The 25322-nt window shown below is 51.0% G+C and carries 20 protein-coding genes, 1 tRNA gene and 1 other annotated feature; of the genes, 19 read left to right on the top strand and 2 right to left on the bottom strand.

Annotated elements, in window-relative coordinates; translation table 11 throughout:
• Positions 1–169: 169 nt before the first annotated feature.
• Positions 170–733 (top strand): hypothetical protein, encoded by a 564-nt coding sequence (locus K7397_RS06700; RefSeq protein ID WP_223067175.1) that lies wholly within the window; start codon positions 170–172, stop codon positions 731–733.
• A gap of 218 nt (positions 734–951) precedes the next feature.
• Here K7397_RS06700 and K7397_RS06695 read toward each other — a convergent pair.
• Positions 952–1025 (bottom strand) — tRNA-Pro (locus K7397_RS06695).
• A gap of 207 nt (positions 1026–1232) precedes the next feature.
• On the opposite strand from K7397_RS06695, the gene K7397_RS06690 reads away from it, so the two are divergent.
• From K7397_RS06690 to holA, 8 genes are all read left to right on the top strand, one after another.
• Complete coding sequence (locus K7397_RS06690) at positions 1233–2111, top strand: ROK family protein (protein WP_223067174.1); 879 nt, start codon at positions 1233–1235, stop codon at positions 2109–2111.
• A 131-nt stretch (positions 2112–2242) separates the two neighbouring features.
• Positions 2243–2517 (top strand) — a binding site (T-box leader).
• A 133-nt stretch (positions 2518–2650) separates the two neighbouring features.
• Entirely contained in the window at positions 2651–5092 is a 2442-nt protein-coding gene (leuS, locus tag K7397_RS06685; RefSeq protein ID WP_223067173.1) for a leucine--tRNA ligase, read from the top strand.
• A 102-nt stretch (positions 5093–5194) separates the two neighbouring features.
• Positions 5195–5770, top strand: coding sequence for a ComEA family DNA-binding protein (locus K7397_RS06680; protein ID WP_223067250.1), 576 nt, complete (start codon positions 5195–5197; stop codon positions 5768–5770).
• A gap of 18 nt (positions 5771–5788) precedes the next feature.
• A complete protein-coding gene (locus K7397_RS06675) occupies positions 5789–6307 on the top strand; it encodes a deoxycytidylate deaminase (protein ID WP_223067172.1) in 519 nt (172 codons plus the stop codon).
• A gap of 97 nt (positions 6308–6404) precedes the next feature.
• Positions 6405–9077, top strand: coding sequence for a DNA internalization-related competence protein ComEC/Rec2 (locus tag K7397_RS06670; RefSeq protein ID WP_223067171.1), 2673 nt, complete (start codon positions 6405–6407; stop codon positions 9075–9077).
• A gap of 174 nt (positions 9078–9251) precedes the next feature.
• Positions 9252–9800 carry an RNA polymerase sigma factor gene (locus K7397_RS06665; RefSeq protein ID WP_223067170.1) on the top strand — a complete coding sequence of 183 codons (549 nt, stop codon included), beginning with the start codon at positions 9252–9254 and terminating at the stop codon, positions 9798–9800.
• Positions 9797–11065 (top strand): zf-HC2 domain-containing protein, encoded by a 1269-nt coding sequence (locus K7397_RS06660; RefSeq protein WP_223067169.1) that lies wholly within the window; start codon positions 9797–9799, stop codon positions 11063–11065. The genes K7397_RS06665 and K7397_RS06660 overlap by 4 nt, the downstream gene beginning before the upstream one ends.
• A 376-nt stretch (positions 11066–11441) precedes the next feature.
• Positions 11442–12461, top strand: coding sequence for a DNA polymerase III subunit delta (gene holA, locus K7397_RS06655; protein ID WP_223067168.1), 1020 nt, complete (start codon positions 11442–11444; stop codon positions 12459–12461).
• 133 nt (positions 12462–12594) lie between these two features.
• Here holA and rpsT read toward each other — a convergent pair whose 3' ends face one another.
• A complete protein-coding gene (gene rpsT / locus K7397_RS06650; RefSeq protein ID WP_223067167.1) occupies positions 12595–12867 on the bottom strand; it encodes a 30S ribosomal protein S20 in 273 nt (90 codons plus the stop codon).
• 176 nt (positions 12868–13043) lie between these two features.
• On the opposite strand from rpsT, the gene gpr reads away from it, so the two are divergent.
• The 10 genes from gpr (at position 13044) to dnaJ (ending at position 25254) form a co-directional block, all read left to right on the top strand.
• Complete coding sequence (gpr, locus tag K7397_RS06645; RefSeq protein ID WP_223067166.1) at positions 13044–14054, top strand: GPR endopeptidase; 1011 nt, start codon at positions 13044–13046, stop codon at positions 14052–14054.
• Positions 14055–14326: 272 nt separating this feature from the next.
• The gene (locus K7397_RS06640; RefSeq protein WP_223067165.1) at positions 14327–15655 is read left to right on the top strand and encodes a stage II sporulation protein P; all 1329 of its coding nucleotides are present in this window, start codon (positions 14327–14329) and stop codon (positions 15653–15655) included.
• 19 nt (positions 15656–15674) lie between these two features.
• Positions 15675–16196 carry a hypothetical protein gene (locus K7397_RS06635; protein WP_223067164.1) on the top strand — a complete coding sequence of 174 codons (522 nt, stop codon included), beginning with the start codon at positions 15675–15677 and terminating at the stop codon, positions 16194–16196.
• Positions 16197–16310: 114 nt separating this feature from the next.
• Positions 16311–18128 (top strand): translation elongation factor 4, encoded by a 1818-nt coding sequence (lepA, locus tag K7397_RS06630; RefSeq protein ID WP_223067163.1) that lies wholly within the window; start codon positions 16311–16313, stop codon positions 18126–18128.
• 145 nt (positions 18129–18273) lie between these two features.
• The gene (gene hemW / locus K7397_RS06625) at positions 18274–19458 is read left to right on the top strand and encodes a radical SAM family heme chaperone HemW (RefSeq protein WP_223067249.1); all 1185 of its coding nucleotides are present in this window, start codon (positions 18274–18276) and stop codon (positions 19456–19458) included.
• Positions 19459–19630: 172 nt separating this feature from the next.
• The gene (locus K7397_RS06620; protein ID WP_223067162.1) at positions 19631–20098 is read left to right on the top strand and encodes an N-acetyltransferase; all 468 of its coding nucleotides are present in this window, start codon (positions 19631–19633) and stop codon (positions 20096–20098) included.
• Positions 20099–20206: 108 nt separating this feature from the next.
• On the top strand, positions 20207–21235 hold the full coding sequence (hrcA, locus tag K7397_RS06615; RefSeq protein ID WP_223067161.1) for a heat-inducible transcriptional repressor HrcA: 1029 nt from the start codon (positions 20207–20209) through the stop codon (positions 21233–21235).
• Between the two features lie 90 nt (positions 21236–21325).
• Complete coding sequence (grpE, locus tag K7397_RS06610) at positions 21326–21916, top strand: nucleotide exchange factor GrpE (RefSeq protein ID WP_223067248.1); 591 nt, start codon at positions 21326–21328, stop codon at positions 21914–21916.
• 179 nt (positions 21917–22095) lie between these two features.
• Positions 22096–23940, top strand: a complete 1845-nt coding sequence (gene dnaK, locus K7397_RS06605; protein ID WP_223067160.1) for a molecular chaperone DnaK — start codon at positions 22096–22098, stop codon at positions 23938–23940.
• A gap of 186 nt (positions 23941–24126) precedes the next feature.
• A complete protein-coding gene (dnaJ, locus tag K7397_RS06600; protein ID WP_223067159.1) occupies positions 24127–25254 on the top strand; it encodes a molecular chaperone DnaJ in 1128 nt (375 codons plus the stop codon).
• Positions 25255–25322: the final 68 nt, after the last annotated feature.

The raw sequence follows: 25322 nt of genomic DNA, 5'->3' as shown, positions 1-25322 counted from the left end.
GCTCAATTAGGTCATGCGGCCTAATGTAATCTCAATAGATAGTAAAAAGTGTTCATTTATACGAAAATGACACAAAATATTCCATATGTTTATGTTCATAGACTGGGATTTCATGGTAAATTAATCTATGAAACGGCCCTTTGAATATACTTAACCGGGAGGTAATCGCATGACTCGAGTATTTGGTTCAAGAAAAAAATTTTTGACATTGATCGTGACAGCGCTTTTTGTAAGCCTTTTCGCCATTCTTCCGGCTTCGGCTTCCGTTCCCCCTAATTACGTTTCGAACGGCAGTTTTGAAGTGGGCAATTTTAACGGTTGGACGGTAACCGGCAATGCGTTTACCGTGACGAACGATACGGATTGGGGCTGGGGCGGGCCTTTCAATCATGTGGGCACCTACCACGTCTGGGGTTATAAGAATGCAGGCGACGATGCTACCGGCACGTTGAAGTCGACCACGTTTTATTCCTATTGGGGCAAATTGTATGTCGATTTCCTTATTGGCGGGGGCAATGATATCGATAATTTGTATGTTGCTTTAATTAACAATGAAACGGGAGAAGAGCTGTATCGCGCTACAGGGGAGAACAGCGAAACCTACCGCAGGGTGATCTGGCCTATCCCGTATGGGGTCCAATTTTATTTTAAAGTGGTAGACAACAAAACAGGCGGTTGGGGACATATTAATGTGGATGACTTCCACGGCCCCGGCGAAACGATCGTACCGTAAGCTTAACCGGGTGATTGTTCGCATAACTGCTTTTTAAGGGCCGATTCGGAAGTAGACAAGGAAAGACGGAGTGCGCCGGCGACGATGCTCTCCGTCTTTTTCAGTTTCAAGATGATGATCTGAATATATGAAGCGGCGATTGCATAAAAAAGACAACTCCCTTCAGATTTGTTAATCCAAAAGGTTGTTGTCTCTAAAACTCTTTATTGCAAAAAAAATCGAGACGACAGGATTTGAACCTGCGACCTCTTGCTCCCGAAGCAAGCGCTCTACCAAGCTGAGCCACGTCTCGTTAATTACTTCACGAACAAATAACAAGCTGCCTATAAATTATAATCCTCTTTTTTTGTATCTGTAAAGTCCCAGCACGTACAAGATTGTATTACAGAGATGTGAAACTTTCCGGAAAACGGTTACTTTTTAACATACATTCATCATCAGTTTGTGATACAATCGTTATGAGTAAATTTTCATTATTCAACAGATTGGGGAGAAGGATATGCTAGGAGCTATAGAAGCTGGCGGAACCAAATTTATTTGCGGCGTAGGGACCAAAGACGGAGAGGTTCTTGAACGTGTCAGCTTTCCGACGACAACACCGGAAGAAACGATGGGGAAAGTGATCGCCTTTTTTAAAGACAAACCAATCGAAGCGCTTGGTGTTGGCTCTTTCGGACCGATTGATCCGGTCCTTGATAGTGATACATATGGTTATATCACAACCACTCCAAAACCTTATTGGAGCAATTTCAATGTTGTAGGTACGCTTAAGTCCGAGTTTGATGTTCCGCTTGCCTTTGACACCGACGTGAACGGTGCTGCGCTTGGCGAAACCCTGTGGGGAGCCGCGAAGGGCACGGGCAGCTGCATCTATATCACAGTGGGCACAGGGATCGGCGTTGGAGCCATGATCGACGGAAAGCTGGTTCACGGGCTGTCCCATCCTGAGATGGGCCATATTATTGTGCGCCGTCATCCGGACGATAAATTCGAAGGAACGTGTCCGTTCCATGGAGATTGTCTCGAAGGTCTTGCGGCAGGACCTGCCATCGGGAAACGGTGGGGGGTTCCGGCTGGCGATCTTCCGAAGGATCATCCGGCATGGGAGATGGAAGCCTATTATCTGGCTCAAGCCCTTATGAATTATGTATTGGTTCTGTCTCCCGAGAAAATCATTATGGGCGGCGGCGTGATGAAGCAGCTGCAGCTGTTCCCGTTGATTCACGCCAAACTGAAAGAGCTGCTCGGCGGTTATGTGCAGCATCCAAGCCTGAATGAAAATATCGGCAGCTACATCGTTCCGCCACAGCTTGGCGACAATGCCGGCTTGTGCGGCGCCTTGGCGCTTTCGCAAATGGCTTTGGACCGCGGATTTTAAGGTAACGTTTCATCGGTTCAAGTTAATAGTCTCCAGAACAGGCAGGTTTATAACATGAACCCATCCCGTAAAGGCTCATTGACTTGACAGCTGTTCGTTAGATATAATAATGGGTATTAAAAATGGATATTTTGACAACTGTGATGAGGATTATTAATTTTGCTGCTGCTGTTCAGAGAATCGGCGGTTGGTGCAAGCCGGTGAGCAGCTCGAAATGAACTCGCCTCTGAGTTATGATGCAAACACTGTAAGCCATGTTCGCGGGCATCTGAGCACGCATTTTGGATTGGCTGCAGGGGGAACATCATCGCATTCGCCTGCGTTACGGGCGCAAAGTGAGCCAAAGGCAAAGCATGCCCGAAGCTAACTAGGGTGGTACCACGGGAATAAACCTCTCGTCCCTAGCGATTATACGCTATGGATGAGAGGTTTTTTAATATGTAGGAAGCCTTAATACGGCGCGGTGCCAAGGTACTCGTCTTTAAGTCTTACTCTATTTTGAAATTGTTAAGTGCAGCAAATGAAGGAGGAACCTTTTCATGTCGGAAAATAACGAAATTGGCAGCGGCTATCACCCGCAGAGCCTTGAGCCGAAATGGCAGACCTACTGGGATGAGAATCAGACATTCAAAACCAAGGAAGAACCGGGCAAACCCAAGTTTTATGCCCTTGATATGTTTCCATATCCATCGGGAGCGGGGCTTCACGTAGGCCATCCGGAAGGCTATACGGCTACGGATATCGTCTCCCGCTACAAGCGGATGAAAGGCTATAATGTGCTTCATCCGATGGGATGGGACGCTTTCGGCCTTCCGGCGGAGCAGCACGCGCTGGATACCGGAGAGCATCCGCGGGATATTACCGTCAAGAATATCAACAACTTCCGCCGGCAGATCAAATCGCTGGGCTTCTCTTATGATTGGGACCGCGAGATCAGCACAACGGACCCGGAATATTATAAATGGACACAGTGGATTTTTATCCAGCTATACAAGAAAGGACTTGCCTATGTAGCCGAAATGCCGGTGAACTGGTGCCCGGCGCTCGGTACGGTGCTTGCCAATGAAGAGGTTATCGACGGCAAGAGCGAACGGGGCGGACATCCGGTTATCCGGAAGCCGATGCGCCAGTGGGTGCTGAAGATTACGGAATATGCCGAGCGGCTGCTTGAAGATTTGGAAGAGCTCGACTGGTCGGAGAGCATCAAGGATATGCAGCGCAACTGGATTGGCAAATCCGAAGGGGCTGAGGTAGTTTTTCAGGTGGATGGTCACGAGAAGAGTCTGACTGTATTCACCACCCGTCCCGATACGTTGTTCGGGGCAACTTATGCCGTGCTGGCTCCTGAACACGAGCTGGTAGCGGCGATTACTACTCCTGAGCAATCCGCGGCGGTAACCGCTTATCAGGATCAGGCTGCCCGCAAGAGCGATCTTGAGCGAACGGATCTTGCGAAGGACAAGACCGGGGTATTCACCGGCGCATATGCGGTGAACCCGGTCAATGGAGCCAAGCTTCCGATCTGGATTGCCGATTATGTACTGGCAGGTTACGGAACCGGAGCGATTATGGCCGTTCCAGGACATGACCAGCGGGACTACGAGTTCGCCCAAAAATTCGATCTTCCGATCATTGAAGTCGTAGAGGGCGGAGACCTTTCCAAGGAGGCATACAGCGGCGACGGATTGCACGTTAATTCCGGCTTCCTGGACGGAACAGGCAAAGAGGAAGGCATTCGCAAAATGATCGCCTGGCTTGAAGAGAACGGCAAAGGTCGCGGTAAAGTGACTTACCGTCTGCGCGACTGGCTGTTCAGCCGCCAGCGCTATTGGGGTGAGCCGATCCCGATTCTCCATCTTGAAGACGGCAGCATGAAGCCGGTGCCGGAGGATCAGCTTCCGCTCGTTCTGCCGGAGATCGACCAGATCAAGCCTTCCGGTACGGGAGAATCGCCTCTGGCCAACGTCACCCAATGGGTGAATACGACAGATCCGGAAACAGGCCTTCCGGCGCGTCGCGAGACGAACACGATGCCGCAGTGGGCAGGAAGCTGCTGGTATTACCTGCGGTTCATCGATCCGCATAACGACAAGGAACTCTGCTCGCCGGATAAGCAGAAGGAATGGCTGCCGGTTGACCTGTATATCGGCGGCGTAGAGCATGCCGTGCTTCATCTGCTGTATGCCCGTTTCTGGCACAAAGTACTGTACGATCTCGGTGTAGTCTCGACGAAGGAACCGTTCCAAAAGCTCGTTAACCAAGGCATGATTTTGGGTACCAATAATGAGAAAATGAGTAAATCCCGTGGCAACGTCATCAATCCGGATGATATCGTGAACGAATATGGAGCAGATACGCTCCGCATTTATGAAATGTTTATGGGGCCGCTGGAAGCGACCAAGCCTTGGAACACGAATGGCGTAGATGGAGCCCATCGTTTCTTGTCCCGCGTATGGCGCCTGTTTGTTGCCGAGGACGGCAGCCTGAGCTCTAAAATTGTGGATGGCGAAGGCAGCGACGATTTCAAACGCATATGGCACAAGACGATCAAGAAGGTTTCCGAGGATATGGAAGGGCTCCGTTTCAACACAGTGATCAGCCAGCTGATGATTTTCATCAATGAGGCTTACAAGACCGATGTTGTGCCGAGAGCGGCCGCCGAAAATTTTGTCCAATTGCTGTCCCCGCTTGCGCCGCATCTGGCGGAAGAACTGTGGCGGCGTCTTGGACATCAGGAAACGGTAACTTATGTGCCTTGGCCTTCTTATGATGAAGCCTGGACTGTTGAATCCGAGGTTGAAATTGTGGTTCAGGTGAACGGCAAAATTGTGGAACGCACCAAAATTTCCAAAGATTTGGACCAGGCGGCCATGCAGGAGCATGCCCTGTCGCTTCCTAATGTTGCCGCCGCTGTTTCAGGCAAAACCGTACGCAAGGTTATAGCTGTGCCCGGCAAGCTTGTGAATATCGTAGTAGGCTAAAATGAATTGTTGCGCAGCCGTGATTTGACATCTTGAAAAGAACTTCATGGATACATCCATAGAGCCGTCATGAATTCTTGATAGATTGGGGCTGGAGTAGTGATGAAGGAACGGATCGCGATTGCGGTCGTATCTGCCGTTTGCGGAGCAGGCCTGATGCTGCTGGCGGTTGGCGGCAAACCAGCATCCGGCATTGAAGGATGGGTGCCGGTCAATGACGCCATGGCCCAGGCCAGAACGCTGCAGCAATCAGCTGCCGCCAAGGGAGCAAACTCACCGGCCGCAGCCAAGCTTCAGAACGATTCTGAAGGTGACAAGCAGCCGGAAGGATCAGGATCAACAGCAATTACAGCTTCATCAGAAAAGAGTCCCGATTCGTCGGGTCCCACGGCTTCGGCCGGTTCGTCTGCAGCTATTCTCGCATCAACCTCATCTGCTTTAGGGAAGGTCGCAGGAACTGCTGGCAGTGCTGCGGGAGAAGAGGACGGATTAATTCACATCAATACGGCCGGGCTCGAGAAACTGCAGGAGATTCCGGGAATAGGAGCGAAGAAAGCGCAGGCCATCCTTGATTACCGGAACCGGCATGGAGCGTTCTCGTCTTTGGCGGAATTGAAGAATGTGAAAGGGATCGGGGACAAAATGTTCCAGAAGATGATGCCGTATATCGGGCTCTGAGAACAGGAGATCTTTGTAATGAAAGCAGACGATCGTAAAGATTGGGACACGTATTTCATGGATATCGCCTATATGGTTTCGACCCGTTCCAGATGCAGCAGACGCCATGTAGGGACGGTGCTGGTGCAGGGAAAGAAGCTGCTCGGAACCGCCTATAACGGTGCGCCGTCCGGTGTGCCGGATTGTTCGGAGGCAGGCTGCCTGATTGCGGAAGAGCTGGAGACCGTCCTGGTGGACGGCAGGGAACAGGTAGTGAGGAAACAGCGCTGCATCCGAACGATTCATGCCGAACAGAATCTGCTGCTGTTCACAGACCGTGCGGACAGGGAAGGATCAAGCGTGTACGTGACGGATGAGCCCTGCTGGACCTGCGCGAAAATGCTGGCCAACAGCGGTATCGTAGAAATCATATATCATCGGCCATATACCAAGGATACGATGCAGGTAAGGGAACTCATGCGGCAGAAAGGAATCGTTTTTCGTCAGCTTGACCAATATAACCCGCCTGCCGGTACGCTTGACAAGGAACGCAATTAAATAGGTATTGCCGAGTATTTAGAGGAAGAACCTCCGCTGCCCCAAGGCTTTGCGGAGGTTTTTTCTGTTTGCTGTGAATTGAAAGGAGAATGCCGAGGTGAAGCAAAGGCCGCTATTGAAAGCCGCGTGCTGCTGGATCGCGGGCAGCGGGCTCGCCCTGCTTAGCGGCGGCGGAAGATCGTTCTGGCTGCTTTGGACCGGGCTTGTGCTGATGGCCCCGCTGCTGGCACTGGCTGCGGGATGCGCGCTGAAGCGGTTCGTATGGCTGCTCATTATTTTGACTGCAGCATCCTTTTACTGGCAGATTAACGATAGCCGGAATGTAACCCGCCTGCCTGAAGCGCTTCATGCAGCAGAGAAAGATCTGGAGGGAGCTTCCGTCCAGATTGAAGGAACGATCGTTTCCGCCGTGGAGAGAGACGGAGACCGCGTGGATTTCACTGCTGTGGTGAAGCGGATTTCCAGGGCAAATCAGGGAGCCGAATGGGCGAAGGCGGGTGGCGAGAAAGTCAAGGTGCAGGTCCGTCTGGCTGAGAAACAGGAAATAGAGAGCATACAATCCTGGGAAAGAGGCCGGCGAATTCGCATGTCCGGTTCCCTGGAGAAGCCGGCGGGCGCGCGGAATTTCGGAGGGTTTGATTACGCCTCGTACCTGCACAACAAACGCATCCACTGGATCGTGAAGGGGGCAGGTGCAGCAGCGGTACACATTGACTCCGGAAGCTTCGGCCCGGCAAGCCTTCTGGGCTATAATGACAGGCTGCGGGCGGCCATCGGCAACAGGGTAGCGGACATTTTCGGAGAACGCAGCGCCGGATATATGAAAGGACTTTTGATTGGAGATACGGATGAGCTCCATCCGGATATTTACAAAGGGTTTTCAGCCCTGGGTTTAACGCATATTCTAGCGATTTCAGGCAGCCATGTCGCAGTCAATGTCGCCGTTTTGTTCTGGCTGCTTCGTCTGGCAAAGGTTCCGAGAGAAACTGCGTTTTCGGTCGTGCTTGTTTTTATTCCTTTTTACATGCTTGTTACAGGGCTTTCGCCTTCTGTGGTACGATCCGGAATTATGGCCATGATCGGCTTGTACCTTATGCGCAGGCAGCTGCTGAAGGACGGGCTGAATATTATCGCTGCGGCGGCGCTGCTGATGCTGCTGTGGGAGCCCTATTATTTGCTGGATGTCAGCTTCCAGCTTTCTTTTTCCGTAACGGAGGGTTTGATCGTTCTTGTTCCCGTTGTTCGCCAGTGGTTCGGATTTCTGCCGAAACGGCTGGCAGATGCGGCAGCCATCACGTTGACAGCCCAGCTTGTCTCCTTTCCGCTTACGATCTACTATTTTAATCAATTTTCGCTGCTGTCTTTTGCGGCCAACCTTGTCCTGGTTCCGTTCGTCAGTCTGCTGTCCCTGCCGTTAGGAACGGCGGCTCTGCTTCTCGGTTCTGTATGGCTTCCTCTCGGCACCTGGGCCGCATATCCCGTACAGCTTGTCAATTATCTCACCTTTGAAGCGGTTGCCTGGCTGGAGGGCCGGACCGGGTTCGGGATGATCTGGAAATCTCCGCCTCTCTGGTGGATTGGACTTTACTATCTGACTCTTTTCTTACTTCTGAAAATAAGCAGCCGTCTGCTTGCACCGGTGGGGTTATCCGTGTCTAAAGATGAAACCGTCCCGCTTTATCCGGAAATGCGGCCCTCTCCCTCTGTGAGATCGGGAGTTGGGGTGTCGATCATGCAGGCATCAAGCCGGCGTGCAGGATGGTTGAGTCTCGCGCTTGCCGTGATTTTGGCAGGGACCTTGTATTCAGGTTATCAGCCGGCCTATGCCGGAGGGAAAGGGTATGTACAGTTTTTAGATGTCGGTCAAGGAGACAGTATATTGATCATAACTCCAAAAGGGCGGAATATACTGGTTGACGGCGGGGGAACTGTTTCGTTCCGGAAAGCCGCTGATGCCTGGCGTGGCCGGAGGGAGCCATATGAGGTAGGGGCCAAGGTCGTTGTCCCGTTGCTCAAAAAAAGGGGGATCCATTCCCTGGATGCCGTCATTGTCACCCACTGGGATCAGGATCATGCCGGCGGCTTGCAGGCTGTGCTGAAGGAGATTCCGGTAGAGTCTCTTATCGTGAACGGAAGCATCAGCGAAAGTACAACTTATGCCGATCTGGCAGATCTTGCGCTACGTTACAAGATTCCTATTTATTTTGCAAGCTATGGAATGCGTTTAAAGGCAGACTCGTCAACAGAGCTGATGTTTCTTGGGCCGCTGGCAAATGAAAATGAAGCGTCCCGTCCCGGACAAATGACCGAAATACCTTTGGTGACCGAGCAAAACGCCCATTCAGTTGTTTTCCTGTTAAATATGGAAGGTGCAACCTTTCTGTTTACCGGGGATTTGGATGCGGGTGCCGAACATCTTTTGCTGGCTCGTCTTAAGCAGGAGAACGGTGCAAAAGCTTTGGGAATGGATAGGGCCGATGCTGAGGCTGGGGCAGCGTCCCGTTTGGCCCGTCCATCCGGCATTGACGTGCTCAAAGTGGGCCATCATGGCAGCAAATCGTCGACGACGAAGGAGTGGCTGGATTATTGGCATCCGGTAAATGCTGTAATTTCCGTAGGCGCGAACAATACTTACGGACATCCGAATGCCGACGTTATGAAACGTCTAGAATCAAGCGGTACAGCGATTTACAGGACAGATCTCATGGGTGAAGTTCAAATGAAAGTTTATCAGGGGGAGATCAGTTTCAGACACAGACTCAGGGAATAGAGCACAGCATGTGATTCCTGCCCTAATGACTCCATTCTTTTTTTCTGATATTCTATGATAGACACCGTGAGCCATAGTTCCTACATATGATTTATTTTATGAAAAAAGACACTGGTCGATGCAACAATTTGCAGACATTCTCCGTCTGTAAGGTTGCAAGGAAGGGGGATCACAGTGGTAGAGCAGGAACTCATCAGGGCCGCTCAATCAGGCGATCGCGACGCTCTAATCACCCTATTGCGAGAGATTGAACAGCATGTTTACCGGACGGCCTTTTATATCCTGAACAATGAACAGGACGCGCATGATGCAGCGCAGGAGGCCTTGATCCGAATCTATACAAAAATCGGTTCATACGAAGAAAAGGCGCAATTCAAGACATGGGTACAGCGAATTGTAACCAATATATGCATCGATAAATTCAGGCGGAACAAACCGACGGTTTCCATTGAAGAGCACGACATGGTGTTCCAGGGAAATGACAGTGTCGAACGCCAGGTGATGTCGGGCTATTTGGCCAAGGATATCCAGGATGCCATTAATAAGCTTCCTGAGCATCACCGGTCGGTCGTTGTGCTCCGCTATCTGCAGGATTTTTCCTACAATGAAATTGCGGACAGTATGGATTTACCGTTAAATACAGTCAAATCTTATTTGTATAGAGCCAGACAACAGCTTCAAAGCTTACTCCAAGATTATCAGAAAGGTGGTGTGTCGGGATGAAATGCTCCGAGGCGGTGGAATGGATGAATCGGTATTTGGACCATGATCTGAGTGAAACCGAGCAGAAGCAGCTGCTTCAGCATTTGGACAACTGTGCGGATTGTTCCGAAATGTTCGATATGCTGAAGAGGGTGTCGGACCAATTGGACAACCTGCCCGACGTCAAGCCCCGCTACAGTCTGGTAGATGCCATTATGCCGCAGCTTGACGAATTGGACCGATTGGAAGCGGCAGAAGACAAATCGGGTCCCGCCCAGGGAAATGTGGCGCCGCTGATGCGTAGCGTGCGCAACAGCAGGCAGGAAGACCAGGAACGGATTTCATCCAAACGGAGAACACGTTTATGGGCCCGGACAGCCGGGGGAGCGGCTGCGGCTATTATTCTCGGGTTCTGTATCTATCAATTTCAGCCGAAGCAGATTCCGAATGCGGAGCCCGCAACTGAGAAGGATATGACAACGAGTTCTACGATGGACACATCGGACAGCAGCTCTGCCGGTACCAACAGCGGAAATACGGTAGAAGGCTCTTCCGGTTCGGACGGAGGAGCAGCTTCGCCATCCGATAGTATGTTCTCTAGTTCTGGCAATAACAACGGGACGGCCCTGAAGCAGCCGGAGCCGACTCCGGAACCTGCGGACACCAAGGATGCCAAGAACGGCAGCACTTCTTCGAACTCTCCGAACGCCACGGCTTCACCGAACCCGGACAACGGCCAGCAAAGCAGTCATGCTTCAGGAGAAAAGGTTGCTCCAAATAGCGCGGGAGCCACGGCCGCACCTGGCGAAAGTCCATCCGTTTCCCCGGCTAACCCTGAAGGCGGAAGCGCTCCTGCATCAGCCGACAGCAGCCAGGATCCCCAGCAGCTGTTTGTCGCGGATTCCGGGGCTGATGATAACGCCCAGGAGCCCAAGGGGGAGCCTCTAGAGGGCGATAAAAGGTTGGACGACGAAATGATCGATCCTCAAATTTCCCGTCATAACGAGGAGTCGACGATTTTTGATATTACTTCCCTGCTTCCTTCCAACCAATGGGTTTCTCCGGATGGCAACTATGTGGCGATGCTCGAAGACGAACATTTGAATGTCTATGATATTTCTTCAGGCAAACAGGTAAAAATATACGACGATCCGCTTAAAGGTGAATGGGCAGGCGGAGAATGGGCCGCGGAGGGCGCTGTGTTCTCCTACAGCGTGATTCAGGATGGCGTTACCGTTAGTTCAAAGGTAGACGCGAAACAGGCGGCAGCCTCTCTTCAAAAATGAGGAACCTTTTTCAAAGGATCGGAATAGAGTATATAGTAACTATTGCATGAACTACCGAACGAACAATTAAGTGATCGGCAACCGGACGTCGTATGACCATAGGCAGAAAAGTTTCTAGAGCTTTTCTTGCCTGTGTTTATATAGATGCACTGGAACAAAGGAACTTCAGCTCTTTGAACGAGCCTGAGGTTCCTTTGTTGTTTGAGGAAGAAAGTTATTTTACAATAGGAACATCAGTCGGTGGCAGGTTGCGCCGGAAGCGGCGTTTTGGATAAAAATTAAGGTTTAAAAGTTTGGTTCCCTGTGAGCAAATCGGCATTGATTCATGGTATTCTCGTCGCTTTAGAAGGGGATTTCACGGGAGGGGTAAGAACAGATGGATGCCAGAACGGCCATAAAAGAAATCAAGCAGGGCAAGATCAGCCCTTTATATTTGTGCTACGGCACCGAAAAATATCAGATCCGGGAATTTGTTGACACGGTTACCGATCAACTGGTGGAGCCCGATAACCGGGAGTTTGCGGTCATTCATATGGATTTGACGGAAACGCCGGTGGAGTTCGTTGTCGAGGAAGCGGAGACGCTGCCTTTTCTGGTGGAGCGCAAGCTCGTCATCGTGAAGGCGGGTTCACTGTTTTCGGCGGGCAAAGAGGGAGGCAAAATCGAACATAACGTTGACCGGCTGCTGTCTTATTTGGCCGATCCGGCCGATCACAGTGTCGTTCTGTTTGTCGTAAACGGAGAGAAGCTGGATGAACGCAAAAAAACGGTGAAAACGATAAAATCGTCCGGCAAAGTGATTTCCTTTATGCCACTTAAGGCAGAGGAGCTGGTGCAATGGGTGGTTCGCGAAGCCGGGAAGCGGAAGTGCTCGATGCTGCAAAAGGCAGCGGAAACGCTTATCGCAAGCTCGGGCGTGCAGATGTCGGCTTTGTCCGCAGAGCTGGACAAGCTCTCTCTGTTTGCGGGCGCAGGCGGGGAAATCAGCGTGGAAGCGGTTGAAAAGCTAGTTGCCAGAACGACCGAGCAAAATGTGTTCGGAATGGTTGAAGATATTGCGAATTTGAAGCTTGACCGGGCGATCAATACCTTTTATGAGCTGCTTAAACAAAAGGAAGAGCCGATCAAAATTGCGGCGCTGATCGCCCGCCAGTTCAGAATTATGCTCCAGGTTAAGGAGCTCGGCGGCCATAGCTATTCCCAGCAGCAGATTGCCTCCCAGCTTGGACTACATCCCTATGCCGTCAAAATCGCCAGCGAGCAGGCGCGCAAATTCAGTCAGGCCCAACTGAACAATGCTTTGTTACACCTTGCCCAGCTGGATTACGAAATGAAAAGCGGACGCATGGACAAGGTGCTGGGCATTGAAATGTTCCTGCTGCGCTTGGGGGCTTGAAGCGTAACAGCCCTTTCCCGTATAGGGGAAGGGCCATTTTTCTATAGCACTGCCCAAAGTAAAAAGACCTGAACGAAAAATTTCGTTCAGGTCTTTTGGCGCTTGTCAGCTTAGCTGTATATAAACGGCCGGGTTACGCTTGGGACGTAAGGGCGTTCAGTTTTTTGGCAAGACGGGATTTCTTGCGTGCAGCTGCGTTTTTGTGGATCAAACCTTTGGTAGCGGCTTTATCCAGTTTCTTGGTAGCGGCGATGATTGCAGCTTTGGCTGCTTCTACGTCATTGTTAACGAGTGCTGTGTCGGCAGTCTTAACAACGGTACGAAGTGCCGATTTTTGGGAAGCGTTCAGAGCACGACGCTTGTCGCTAGTCTTTACGCGTTTGATTGCGGATTTAATGTTTGGCATTGCATTCACCTCCTGTAAAAGGCATTATCACCCAGATGATTCACAACTTAAAATAGTTTAGCACGAGGCAAGGCAAAATGCAATAAAATCCGTAAAATCCACGTTATTTCTTTTGTATAAACTTTGTGCTTCTCCCGCACAATACAAGAAACAGCGGTAAAAGGAGGTTTTAAAACATGGAACTGGATTTGCAGCAGTACAGTATCCGGACGGATTTGGCGTTGGAAGCCAAAGAGATCGCCGAGGCCACGCACGGGGGGCCAATACCGGGACTAAACGAACAAGCCGAAGAACATGACGGCATTAAAGTAACCCGGCTAGATGTAATGAATGAAGCGGCATCACGTCAGATTGGGCGCGTACAAGGGCATTATATCACCCTGGAGGTTCCGGGCCTGCGAACCCAGGATACGGATTTGCAGGAACGGGTGGCTCAGGTGTTCATAAAGGAATTTACGGGATTTTTGAACAAGATCGGCGTTCCTGAAAATGCCAAGGTGCTCGTTGTGGGCTTGGGCAACTGGAATGTGACGCCGGATTCATTAGGTCCGCTTGTCGTGGAGAATATTCTGGTGACCCGGCATTATTTCGAGCTGGCGCCCGAACAGGTGCGGCCAGGGTATCGCGAGGTCAGCGCGATTGCACCTGGAGTTCTTGGGGTGACAGGCATTGAATCCAGCGAAGTGGTTCAGGGCATTATCGACCGGACGAAACCGGATGTGATCGTAGCGATCGATGCGCTTGCCTCCAAATCGCTCGAACGGGTCAATACGACGATTCAGATTGCGGATATCGGCATTCATCCCGGATCGGGCATCGGCAACAAACGGCGGGGCCTGACCCAGGAGATTCTGGGCATCCCTTGTATTGCCATCGGCGTTCCTACTGTTTGTTACGCATCGACGATCGTGGGCAGCGCGATTGATATGATGAAAGACCATTTTGGGCGTGAAAATGCCGGCGGCGAGCAGACCAAGCAGATCATGGGAATGCTGACCGATCTTAGCGAGCAGGAAAGGCTGGCGCTCGTCAAGGAAGTGCTGCAGCCGCTTGGCCATGACGTCATCGTTACGCCAAAAGAAATCGACGAGTTTGTGGAAGATATCGCGAATGTCGTTGCCAGCGGGTTAAATGCTTCCTTGCATCAGGCGGTAAATTCGGATAATGTCGGAGCCTATACGCATTAAACTATGGATTGTATCCTTCCGGCCTGATAGAGAGCTTTCTATGAATCCCGCAGCGCTGCAAGGCTTCTATGTGCTGAAATAGAAAAGTATTGGCCTGGCTCTCCATCTATTTGTGCATCCCGTACAGCCGTACAAAGACGGTTCATCTCCCTTACAAGGGCGACTGAACCGTTTCTACTTGTTTATCAATAACTTGTTCTACTTCTATTATCCGGCTCATAGAGTTGAAGTGTAAGAGATTTCATCAACCGGATGAAGGAGGACATAGAGTCATGAACGGGTTCAAAACATGGAATATCGGCCTGTTAAAACGGAAGATCATTCAGATATTGGCGACGGGTAAAACGCTGATTGTGCTGGCGCTAATGTCGATGCTTTTTTTCATCATGCTTGGAGTCGGGGGGCTGGCCGAAAAAAGTTTGAACACTTCGCCGGTATCCTCCATGAAAGGGTTGGCTTCCACGCTGTCCAGCGGATTTTTTGCTGAAATGCTCGGCATGGAGGTTCCTCATCTGAAACCTGAGAAGAGCGAGTCCTCCGATGTCTTTTCCGGTAAACATATGACGAACTTCGTCTTTCAGCTTCTGACGAACATCAATCCCTCGGACCCGAAAAGTCTCGTTTCGCGTGAAGTTCCCGGACTTGGCAACAACAGCCCTATTCTGCTCAGAGCCAGCTCCAGAGGCGGAACGCCCACAGCGCCGGAAGATTACCGCACGGACAACCGAATCTGGGACGGCAGCGGAAAAACGCCGGATACAGACAAAGACAAAGTAGACGATCCCTCCCAAGGGAACGGCAGTAGCGGAAAACCCGGAAATTCCAAGGACAGCGGGGACAAGGATGGGGATTCGAGTGCTACGCAGCCCTCCAAAAATAAAGTCAAAGCCGTAATGGTTTACCACTCCCATCCGCACGAATCCTATAACCCCCTGCTCGGTACGAAGACCGACAATCCAAGCTCGGCCAATCGTTCCAAAAATGTTGGTGTTGTTGGCGACTTTATTGCCGAAGAATTGGAGAAAAAAGGAGTAGGAGCCCATCACGTCTTTGAAGACTATATGAAGGAAGTGAGCGGCTACAATTATAACTACTCTTACAAATATTCGCGTGCTACGCTCAAGGATGCGCTCGCTGACTATCAAACTTTAAATTACTTCATTGATATTCACCGTGACTCGCAGAGCTACAAGAAGACAACAACCACGATCGAGGGGGTCAGCTACGCGCAAATTTATTTTATAATCGGTCATGGCAATCCGGACTGGCGCAAAAATGAAGCTTTTGCGAGTAAAATTCATGAGCGGATGGAAAAGGCTTATCCAGGTCTCTCCCGGGGCATATGGGGGAAAACAAGCGCCCAGGGCAACGGGGAGTACAATCAGTCGCTTTCTCCGAACAGCCTACTGATTGAAGTTGGAGGCATTGACAACTCGGAGGAAGAGCTTCAGCGTTCTTCGAAGATTTTGGCGGACATCATTGCCGACGTTTATTTTGAAGATCAGAAAGCGAAGAAAGCCAGCACGGTTCAAGCCGGCAAAAACACTGTCAAAAACACCGACAAAGGCAAGAAACAAACGACCGATTTGAACCATTCTTAATAAAAGGAGGATTATCCGCATGTCACGCGCATTCAAAAAAGTAGTGTTATATGGAGCTCTTCTGGCGGCAGGAGCAGCCATTGGCATGCAGCTTGTTTCGGACAATCCGTCCACGGACTATAATGCACAGGCGCAAACCGCCGGCTATGAACCTCCGGCAGCCGGAACCGGAAGCGGCGGAACGCCGGCGGCTGTGCAAGGGGCGGACGGCGCTGGAGGGGCAGGTTCGATCTATGAGCAGGGAACCTATGTCAAGCTTTCGAATGGACAGACCTATTATTATGTTCAAAATCGATCCCAGCCCACTCCAGGAACTGCGCCCTCCCAGACGGAAACACAGGCCGTCCCGCAGGGCGGCGGGTCACCCGGTTCTGCGCCAGGCGGAGGGCAGAGCTATCAGACGCCGGGGCAAATGCTGCTGCAGCCTTCGCCCCAGACGGCCGTCGACCACTTTGCCGATAAAACGGGAGAGCTGCTTCAGGATGCGTCCCAGAAAAGCATCAACTGGGTTGTATCGCTGTTTGGATCCCTTACAAACTAGCTGCATCGCACCCGGATAGGCTCAGGAAGGCTCAGAAAGGCTTGCCATTGATGCCATACCCTCAGGCTGTTATAATGAAGTGATGGTTCCAAGTACCTGTTGTGGGGGTAAGGCATGAGCGACTTAAGAGAAAGACAGAAGAAAATCAGAAATTTTAGTATCATTGCACATATAGACCACGGTAAATCTACATTGGCCGACCGGATTCTGGAATATACCGGGGCGTTGACGTCTCGTGAAATGCAGGAGCAGGTTCTGGATCAGATGGAGCTGGAGCGTGAACGAGGAATTACGATCAAGCTTCAGGCTGTACGCCTTTCATACCGGGCAGACGACGGGGAAGAGTATCTGCTGAATCTGATCGACACCCCGGGACACGTGGATTTCACTTATGAAGTGTCCCGCAGCCTGGCCGCCTGTGAAGGGGCGTTGCTCGTGGTTGATGCGGCGCAAGGGATTGAAGCCCAGACGCTGGCGAATGTGTATCTGGCCCTGGACAATGATCTTGAAATTCTGCCGGTCATTAACAAGATCGATCTGCCGAGCGCCGATCCCGACCGGGTGAAGCAGGAGATCGAAGACGTCATTGGACTGGATGCAAGCGAAGCGGTGCTGGCATCGGCCAAAGCGGGCATCGGCATCAAAGAGATCCTGGAGCAGGTTGTGCAGCAGGTTCCGGCCCCGAGCGGGGATCCGGATCAGCCGCTTAAAGCGCTCATTTTTGACTCGCACTATGACCCGTACAAGGGCGTTATCGTCTACGTGCGCGTTATTGACGGCAAGATCAAAGCCGGGTCCAAGATCAAAATGATGGCGACGGGCAAAAGTTTTGAGGTCATTGAAGTCGGGGCGTTTAAGCCGCGCATGACGATTGTGGATGAGCTAAACGTCGGGGATGTCGGATTTATTGTGGCCGGCATCAAGACGGTTGGAGATACCCGGGTCGGCGACACGGTCACGGATGCGAAACATCCGACGGCCGAGCCGCTGCCGGGTTATCGCAAAATCAATCCGATGGTCTACTGCGGTCTGTATCCGATTGAGACATCCGATTACAACGATTTGCGGGAAGCGCTGGAGAAGCTGCAGCTCAACGATGCATCGCTGAGCTTTGAACCGGAAACCTCAAGCGCGCTTGGCTTCGGCTTCCGCTGCGGCTTCCTCGGTTTGCTTCATATGGACGTCATTCAGGAGCGGATTGAACGCGAATTCAATATTCCGCTGATCACGACTGCGCCGAGCGTTATTTACAAGGTAACGCTGACCAATGGCGAGACGATCGAAATTGACAACCCATCCAATTATCCGGAGGTCGGCAAGATTGATCACGTAGAGGAGCCATATGTCAAGGCATCTATCATCGTGCCGAACGATTATGTCGGAACGGTGATGGAACTGTGCCAAGGCAAGCGCGGCGAATTCGTGAATATGGAATACCTGGATACGACTCGTGTAACGATTACGTACCAGGTCCCGCTTTCGGAGATTGTGTATGATTTCTTCGATCAACTGAAATCCAGCACCAAAGGCTACGCTTCCTTCGATTATGAGCTGTCCGGCTACCGGAAGTCGAATCTGGTGAAAATGGATATTCTCCTTAACGGTGAACAGGTCGATGCGCTGTCCTTCATTGTGCATCGCGACAGAGCTTATCACCGCGGTCGGATCATCTGCGAGAAGCTGCGCGAGCTGATTCCGCGCCAGATGTTCGAGGTGCCGATTCAGGCGTCCGTCGGCACAAAGGTCGTTGCGCGGGAAACGGTCAAGGCGATGCGCAAGAACGTGCTTGCGAAGTGCTATGGCGGCGACATTTCACGGAAGCGGAAGCTGCTTGAGAAGCAGAAGGAAGGCAAGAAGCGTATGAAGCAGGTCGGCAACGTTGAGGTGCCTCAGGAAGCCTTCATGGCCGTGCTGAAGATAGACGATAATTAATGGAAGAAGGGAAAGCCGGCTGGCTTTCCCTTTTATCAATAGCGGAAGGCGATAAGCGGCCTTAACGGAGAATCTGCTTTTGCCTGTCCTAAACAAGGAGGCATTTCATAGAATGAGTCAACAGCTGGAGATCGGCGGAACAGGGATGCCTGCCATGAACAAACGAGCATCCGGTTCGCCAAAGGCGGTATATATCCATATTCCGTTTTGCACCAATAAATGTTTTTATTGCGATTTTAATTCATATGTGCTGAAGGACCAGCCGGTTATGGAATATCTCAAGGCGCTTGACCGCGAGATGGAGCTGACGGCTCAGGAAACGCCGCCGGAGAGAATCGACACAATTTTTGTAGGCGGGGGAACTCCGACTGTACTAACCCCTGCGGAGATGGGATTTTTTCTCTCGTCGGTGAAGAAGCATTTTCCAAACTGGGCGCCCGATATTGAATTCACTATGGAAGCCAATCCGGGAACAACGGATTTGGAAAAGCTGGCTGTCATGAAGGCTGGCGGAGTCAACCGGGTCAGCTTTGGCGTCCAGTCCTTCCAGAATTCCCTGCTGAGCGGAATCGGCCGTATTCATAATACCGACGATGTGTACCGGAGCCTGGAAAATGCCCGCAAGGCAGGCCTGTACAATCTTTCGATCGACCTGATGTTCGGACTGCCGAACCAAACGGTGGAGATGCTGGACGAAAGCATTACGAAGGCGCTTGAGCTTGGGCTGCCGCATTATTCGATTTACAGCCTGAAGGTCGAGGAGAACACGTTGTTCCATACGCTGTATCAGAAGAACCAGCTTCCGCTTCCGAATGAAGAGGATGAGCTGCAAATGTATTTGCTGCTCATGTCCCGAATGAAGGCTGCTGGTTACGAGCAGTATGAGATTAGCAATTTCGCCAAACCGGGCTATGAAAGCCGTCATAATATGACGTACTGGCGGAATGAGGATTACTACGGACTCGGAGCGGGCGCCCATGGATATGTGGGACGGCGGCGCCACATGAACGTCAAGGGAGTAACGCCGTATAACGAAGCAACCGCCAAGGGATTGCCCAGATTGGAACAATTCACGGTCTCGACAGAGGAAGCGATGGAGGATTTCGCCATGGTAGGTCTTCGCATGCTTGACGGCATGCAGAGCTCACGCTTCGAATCCCAGTTTGGCAGACGGTTCGAGGATATTTTCTCTGCTCCGCTCGCGCGCCTGCTGAATAGCGGCCTTCTATTGAAACGCAGCGACGGGGACGGCTACCGGCTCAGTGAACAAGGCGTTTTATACGGAAATGACGTATTCGGTGCATTTATCGGCCACCTGACGGAAGGTTGATTGCCATGATAGACGTCGGGTCTTCGTCGGGTCTTGGGTTGTTTGCAGGCTGCATCCGCTTTTCTTTATCTCAGGTAAGATTCTGTTAAAAATATCTGGCCGGGCCTCTTGAAGTTTTATACCTTCTGGTGTATATTTATTCATATTATCAGCCCGGGGAGGTGCGCGGCCGATGCCAGCCGTTGCCGTATGCAGAGTTGCAACAATTGATGATGTAGAGCCATTGTTTATTATGATTGAAGAATATGCGCGCAGGGGAATTATGCTCCCCCGGTCACGGAAGGTGCTGGAGCGTCAGATCCAGGATTTTGTAGTGGCGGAGGTAGACGGGACTGTCGTCGGCTGCGGGTCGCTGTGCCGGCTAGGAGAAGATTTGGTAGAAATTCGGTCTCTTGGAATTATGGAAGGCAGCAAGGGTCATGGACTGGGATCCATGATCGTTAACAAGCTGATTGAACAGGCCAGACTGAAGTCCATTCCTAAAATTATGGCGTTGACATATGAGGTTTCCTTTTTTCTTAAAAATGGCTTTCACGTGGTGAACAAAGAGATATTTCCGGAGAAGGTTTGGACGGATTGCGTCAACTGTCCGAAGCAGCAAAACTGTGACGAGATTGCCGTTCTTAAAATGCTGGACTGACTTGACAATCGTCTTGTCAGTCTGGTATTTTTGTATTAGTAATTAGCACTCTATTGAAGTGAGTGCTAAAGAGGCCATGCTTCGATAACCATTCGGGAGGGACTGCATATGTTGACGGAACGACAGAGATTGATTTTGACAGCGATTGTGGATGACTACATCCGTTCTGCAGAGCCGGTAGGATCCCGAAGCATTTCGAAGCGGGGCGATGTCGGGTACAGTCCGGCGACGATCCGCAACGAGATGTCTGATTTGGAGGAACTCGGATTTTTGGAGCAGCCGCATACGTCGGCAGGCCGAATTCCATCCCATAAAGGTTATCGGTATTACGTCGACCATTTGGTTCCGATAACATCTCTGGCTCCGGCAGAACTCGAAATGCTTAAAACCTTTTTTGCCGAAAAGCTGAGTGCGCTGGAGCAGGTGGTGCAGCATGCAGGCTCCATTTTATCCCATATGACGAACTACACCTCGATCCTGCTCGGACCGGAGGTTTTTAACACATCACTTCGTCATTTTGGATTGCTTCCTTTAAATGAAAATAAAGCGGTGGCGATTGTAGTAACCAATACTGGACAAGTAGAGAACAAGACCGTTTCCATTCCGCCGGGTGTTTCTGTTTCAGAAATCGAACGGATGGTTAACTTGTTGAATTACAGATTGTCCGGAATTCCGATCTTTAAGTTGAAATCCGAAATCTATCAGGAAATCGGGCGGGAAATGCAGCGCCATGTATCCCATTACGAAGAACTGATGAGCATTCTGGATGATGCGCTGGATTCCGGCCTGGAAGGACAGCGCCTTTTCCTGAGCGGAGCAACAAACATGCTGACCCAGCCGGAGTTCAAGGATGTGGAGAAAGTCAAGAGCATTCTTGATCTCCTTGAGGAAACGCCTACGCTCGCCAAAATGATTTCGTCTGTCGCGTCCGACCCCGGCATTCAGGTTAGGATCGGCACCGAGAATAATCATGAGGCTATTGCCAATTGCAGCCTCATTACGGCGACCTACACCGTGGAAGGCGAGGCGGTCGGAACGATCGGCATCCTTGGTCCGACACGGATGGATTATGCGAGGGTGATGGGCATTTTAAACATTTTATCCAACAACCTTACGGCTATTCTGTCCAAGTCCTAAGGGTGGTTTTGAGCGATAGGTGAGGATTAACCCCTTCTAGGAGGTGAAGATTTCTTGAAGAATACCAATCGAACAGAAGAGGAAGCGATTATGAACAACGACACAAATCAATTGGACAATGAAAAAAATGCAGCAGCCGAAGGAATCGAAGAAGTTCTGGATGAAACCGTAAATGTGGATGTCAACGAAGTGGAAGCCGAAGCCGGAGGTGCTGCCGATGATCGCAGCAGCGCTGAATTGGAACAGCTTCGCGCCGAAGCGGAAGAACATAAGCAGCGTCTGCTCAGAGTCCAGGCGGATTATGACAATTTCCGCAGACGGACGCAGAAGGAGAAAGAAGAACTCGGCAAGTATGCTTCAGCCAAGCTTGTTGGCGAGCTGCTGCCGGTGTTTGATAATTTCGATCGTGCCTTGGCTGCCGCCAAGCCGGAGCAAGGCGAGCAGTCTTCATTCGTAAAAGGCGTGGAAATGATTTTCCGCCAATTCGAAGGGGTTCTTAAGGCAGAGGGCCTGACTCCAATGGAAACAGTTGGACAGCCCTTTAACCCTGAATATCACCAGGCTATCATGCAGGTGGAGTCTGATGAATATGAGGAAGGCATCGTGGTCGAGGAATTGCAAAAGGGTTATCTTTTGAAAGACAAGGTGATTCGTCCGGCCATGGTAAAAGTGAGCGGCTAAGCATGAGCGGCTTAGCTGCTTGAAACAACTGCTTGCGAAGCAAGTTTTATTGCGAAGTTACTGCTTTAGAAGCCTATGCTTCATAGAAACCTAAGCGAATGCTTACGAAGCAAGTTTTATTGCGAAGTTACCACTAAGAAGCCTATGCTTCATAAAACTTTTTAGGAGGACATGTTCCAATGAGCAAAGTAATCGGTATTGACCTTGGTACAACAAACTCTTGTGTTGCTGTAATGGAAGGCGGAGAAGCTGTCGTTATCCCTAATCCGGAAGGCGCCCGCACTACTCCTTCTGTTGTTGGCTTTAAAAAAGACGGCGAACGCACTGTCGGCGAAACGGCAAAGCGCCAAGCTATTACGAATCCTGACCGTACCATCATCTCCATTAAAAGACACATGGGTACGAATCATAAAGAAACGATCGACGGCAAAGATTACACCCCTCAAGAAATTTCGGCCATCATTTTGCAAAAGCTGAAAGCTGATGCCGAAGCTTATCTGGGCCAACCGGTATCGCAAGCCGTTATTACCGTTCCGGCTTACTTCAACGACAGCCAGCGTCAAGCAACGAAAGATGCCGGTAAAATCGCCGGTCTGGAAGTGCTGCGTATCGTCAACGAACCTACGGCAGCTGCGCTTGCCTATGGTCTTGAAAAAGCCGAAGACCAAACGATTCTTGTCTATGACCTTGGCGGCGGTACTTTTGACGTATCGATCCTTGAACTCGGCGACGGCTTCTTCGAAGTTAAAGCAACCAGCGGCGACAACCATCTGGGCGGCGACGACTTCGACCAAGTCATCATTGATTATCTGGTTAATGAATTCAAGAAAGAACAAGGCATTGACCTCAGCAAAGACAAAGCTGCTGTTCAACGTTTGAAAGATGCGGCCGAAAAAGCGAAAAAAGAATTGTCCGGCGTTCTGACAACTACGGTTTCCCTTCCGTTCATTACGGTAGTTGACGGCGTTCCTCAACACTTGGAAGTAAACCTGACTCGTGCGAAATTCGAAGAGCTGTCCGCCCAATTGGTAGAGCGCACACTGGGTCCTACTCGTCAAGCTTTGAGCGACGCAGGCCTGACACCGGCCGATATTGACAAAATCGTGCTGGTCGGCGGTTCCACACGGATTCCTGCAGTTCAGGAAGCCATCAAGAAACTGACAGGCAAAGAGCCGCACAAAGGCGTTAACCCGGACGAGGTTGTTGCCTTGGGCGCCGCAGTGCAAGCTGGCGTATTGACCGGTGACGTCAAAGACGTCGTACTGCTTGACGTAACTCCGCTGTCCCTCGGAATTGAGACTGCAGGCGGCGTATTTACGAAAATGATCGATCGCAACACTACGATCCCGACAAGTAAATCACAAATCTTCTCGACCTATGCCGATAACCAGCCAAGCGTTGAAATCCACGTGCTTCAAGGTGAACGCGAAATGGCTGCAGGCAATAAAACGCTGGGCCGTTTCACGCTGAGCGATATTCCTTTGGCTCCTCGCGGCGTGCCGCAAATTGAAGTTTCCTTCGATATTGATGCCAACGGTATTGTGAACGTCTCTGCAACGGATAAAGGAACGGGCAAGAGCCAAAAAATTACAATCACCTCTTCCAGCGGCCTCAGCGATGAGGAAGTAGAGCGCATGATGAAGGATGCGGAACTGCATGCCGAAGAAGACAAGAAGCGCAAAGAGCTTATTGAAGCCAAGAACAATGGCGACCAGTTGATCTACAGCGTCGACAAGACGATTAAAGAGCTTGGCGACAAAGTGGAGAGTGCCGAAGTCGAAAAAGCCAACGCAGCGAAGGAAGAACTGTCCAAAGCGCTGCAAGGCGACAACCTTGATGAAATTAAGGCGGCTTCCGATAAATTGACTGAAGTCGTGCAGCAGCTTTCCGTAAAATTGTACGAACAGGCTTCTCAAGCTGCAGGAGCTGAAGGCGGAGCAGATGCTTCCCAGGGCCAGGGCGCTTCCGGTAAAGATAACGTCGTAGACGCTGACTATGAAGTAGTGGACGAAGACAAGAAATAATGAGGTTCGCCAAAGTGGAGTTTTTCTGCGGAGTTTTGATGATCCGTACACTTTGGCCGTGCTTCTGCCCGTAAAACCGGAGCCTTTTTGGCATCGGACGAATAGATTGCACAAATGGGAAGGTCAAAGCGCTAGGCATTCCGCGCTTTGACTTTCCTTTTGTAGAAGGTTGGTGGAGGTGGAACAATGGCTGATAAGCGAGATTATTATGAAGTGCTTGGCGTCGGGAAGAGCGCTTCGGACGACGATATCAAAAAAGCTTACCGAAAGCTGGCGCGCCAATATCATCCGGACGTGAACAAAGCGGCCGATGCCGAGGCGAAGTTCAAGGAGGTCAAGGAAGCTTATGACGTCCTGAGCGATTCCCAGAAACGTGCAAGATATGATCAGTTTGGTCATGCCGATCCGAATCAGGGAATGGGAGGCGGCGGTTTCTCAGGAGCCGATTTCGGCGGATTCGGAGACATCTTTGACATGTTCTTCGGCGGCGGAGGCGGCGGAAGACGAGATCCTAATGCGCCGCAGCGGGGCAATGACCTGCAGTATACGATGACAGTTGAATTTAAGGAAGCGGTTTTCGGTGTTGAACGGGATATTACCATTCCACGGACTGAAAGCTGTGACACTTGCTTTGGTTCCGGCGCCAAACCGGGAACAAAACCGGAAGTCTGCTCGGTATGTCATGGTACAGGACAGCAGGAAGTTGTGCAAAATACGCCATTTGGCCGTATGGTAAACCGCCGTGCTTGTTCGAACTGTGGCGGCAGAGGCAAAATCATTAAAGAAAAATGCCCGACCTGCAGCGGCAACGGACAGGTGAAGAAGCAGCGTAAAATCCACGCGCGGATTCCGGCCGGTGTGGACGACGGCGCTCAGCTGCGTATGTCCGGTGAAGGAGAAGGAGGACTGCGCGGCGGCCCGGCTGGCGACTTGTATATTGTCATTCGCGTGAAAACGCATGACTTTTTCGAGCGTGAAGGCGATGACATTTACTGCGAAGTGCCGCTAACCTTTACTCAGGCGGCGCTTGGTGACGAGATTGAAATCCCTACGTTGACCGAAAAAGTGAAGCTTAAAATTCCGGCAGGAACACAAACGGGAACCTATTTCCGTTTGAAGGGCAAAGGGGTTCCAAAGCTCCGTGGCATAGGTCAGGGCGACCAGCACGTTAAGGTTGTTGTGGTAACGCCTAGCAAGCTGAGTGAGGAGCAGAAGGATTTGCTGCGGCAGTTTGCAGCTCATAGCGGGGAGCAAACCCATGAGAACGAGCAATCCTTCTTTGACCGAATGAAACGCGCCTTCAGGGGCGACTAATCAAGAGCATAAATAGAGGGCTGCGCCGTTAAAAAACGGTGGAGCCTTCTTTTTGTGCTCTTTTGCTA

This window comes from Paenibacillus caui, from assembly GCF_019904135.1.
In the GTDB taxonomy this organism is placed as follows: domain Bacteria; phylum Bacillota; class Bacilli; order Paenibacillales; family Paenibacillaceae; genus Fontibacillus; species Fontibacillus caui.
Note: the sequence above shows the minus strand (reverse complement) of the source record. Positions and strands in the feature narration are given on the sequence as shown.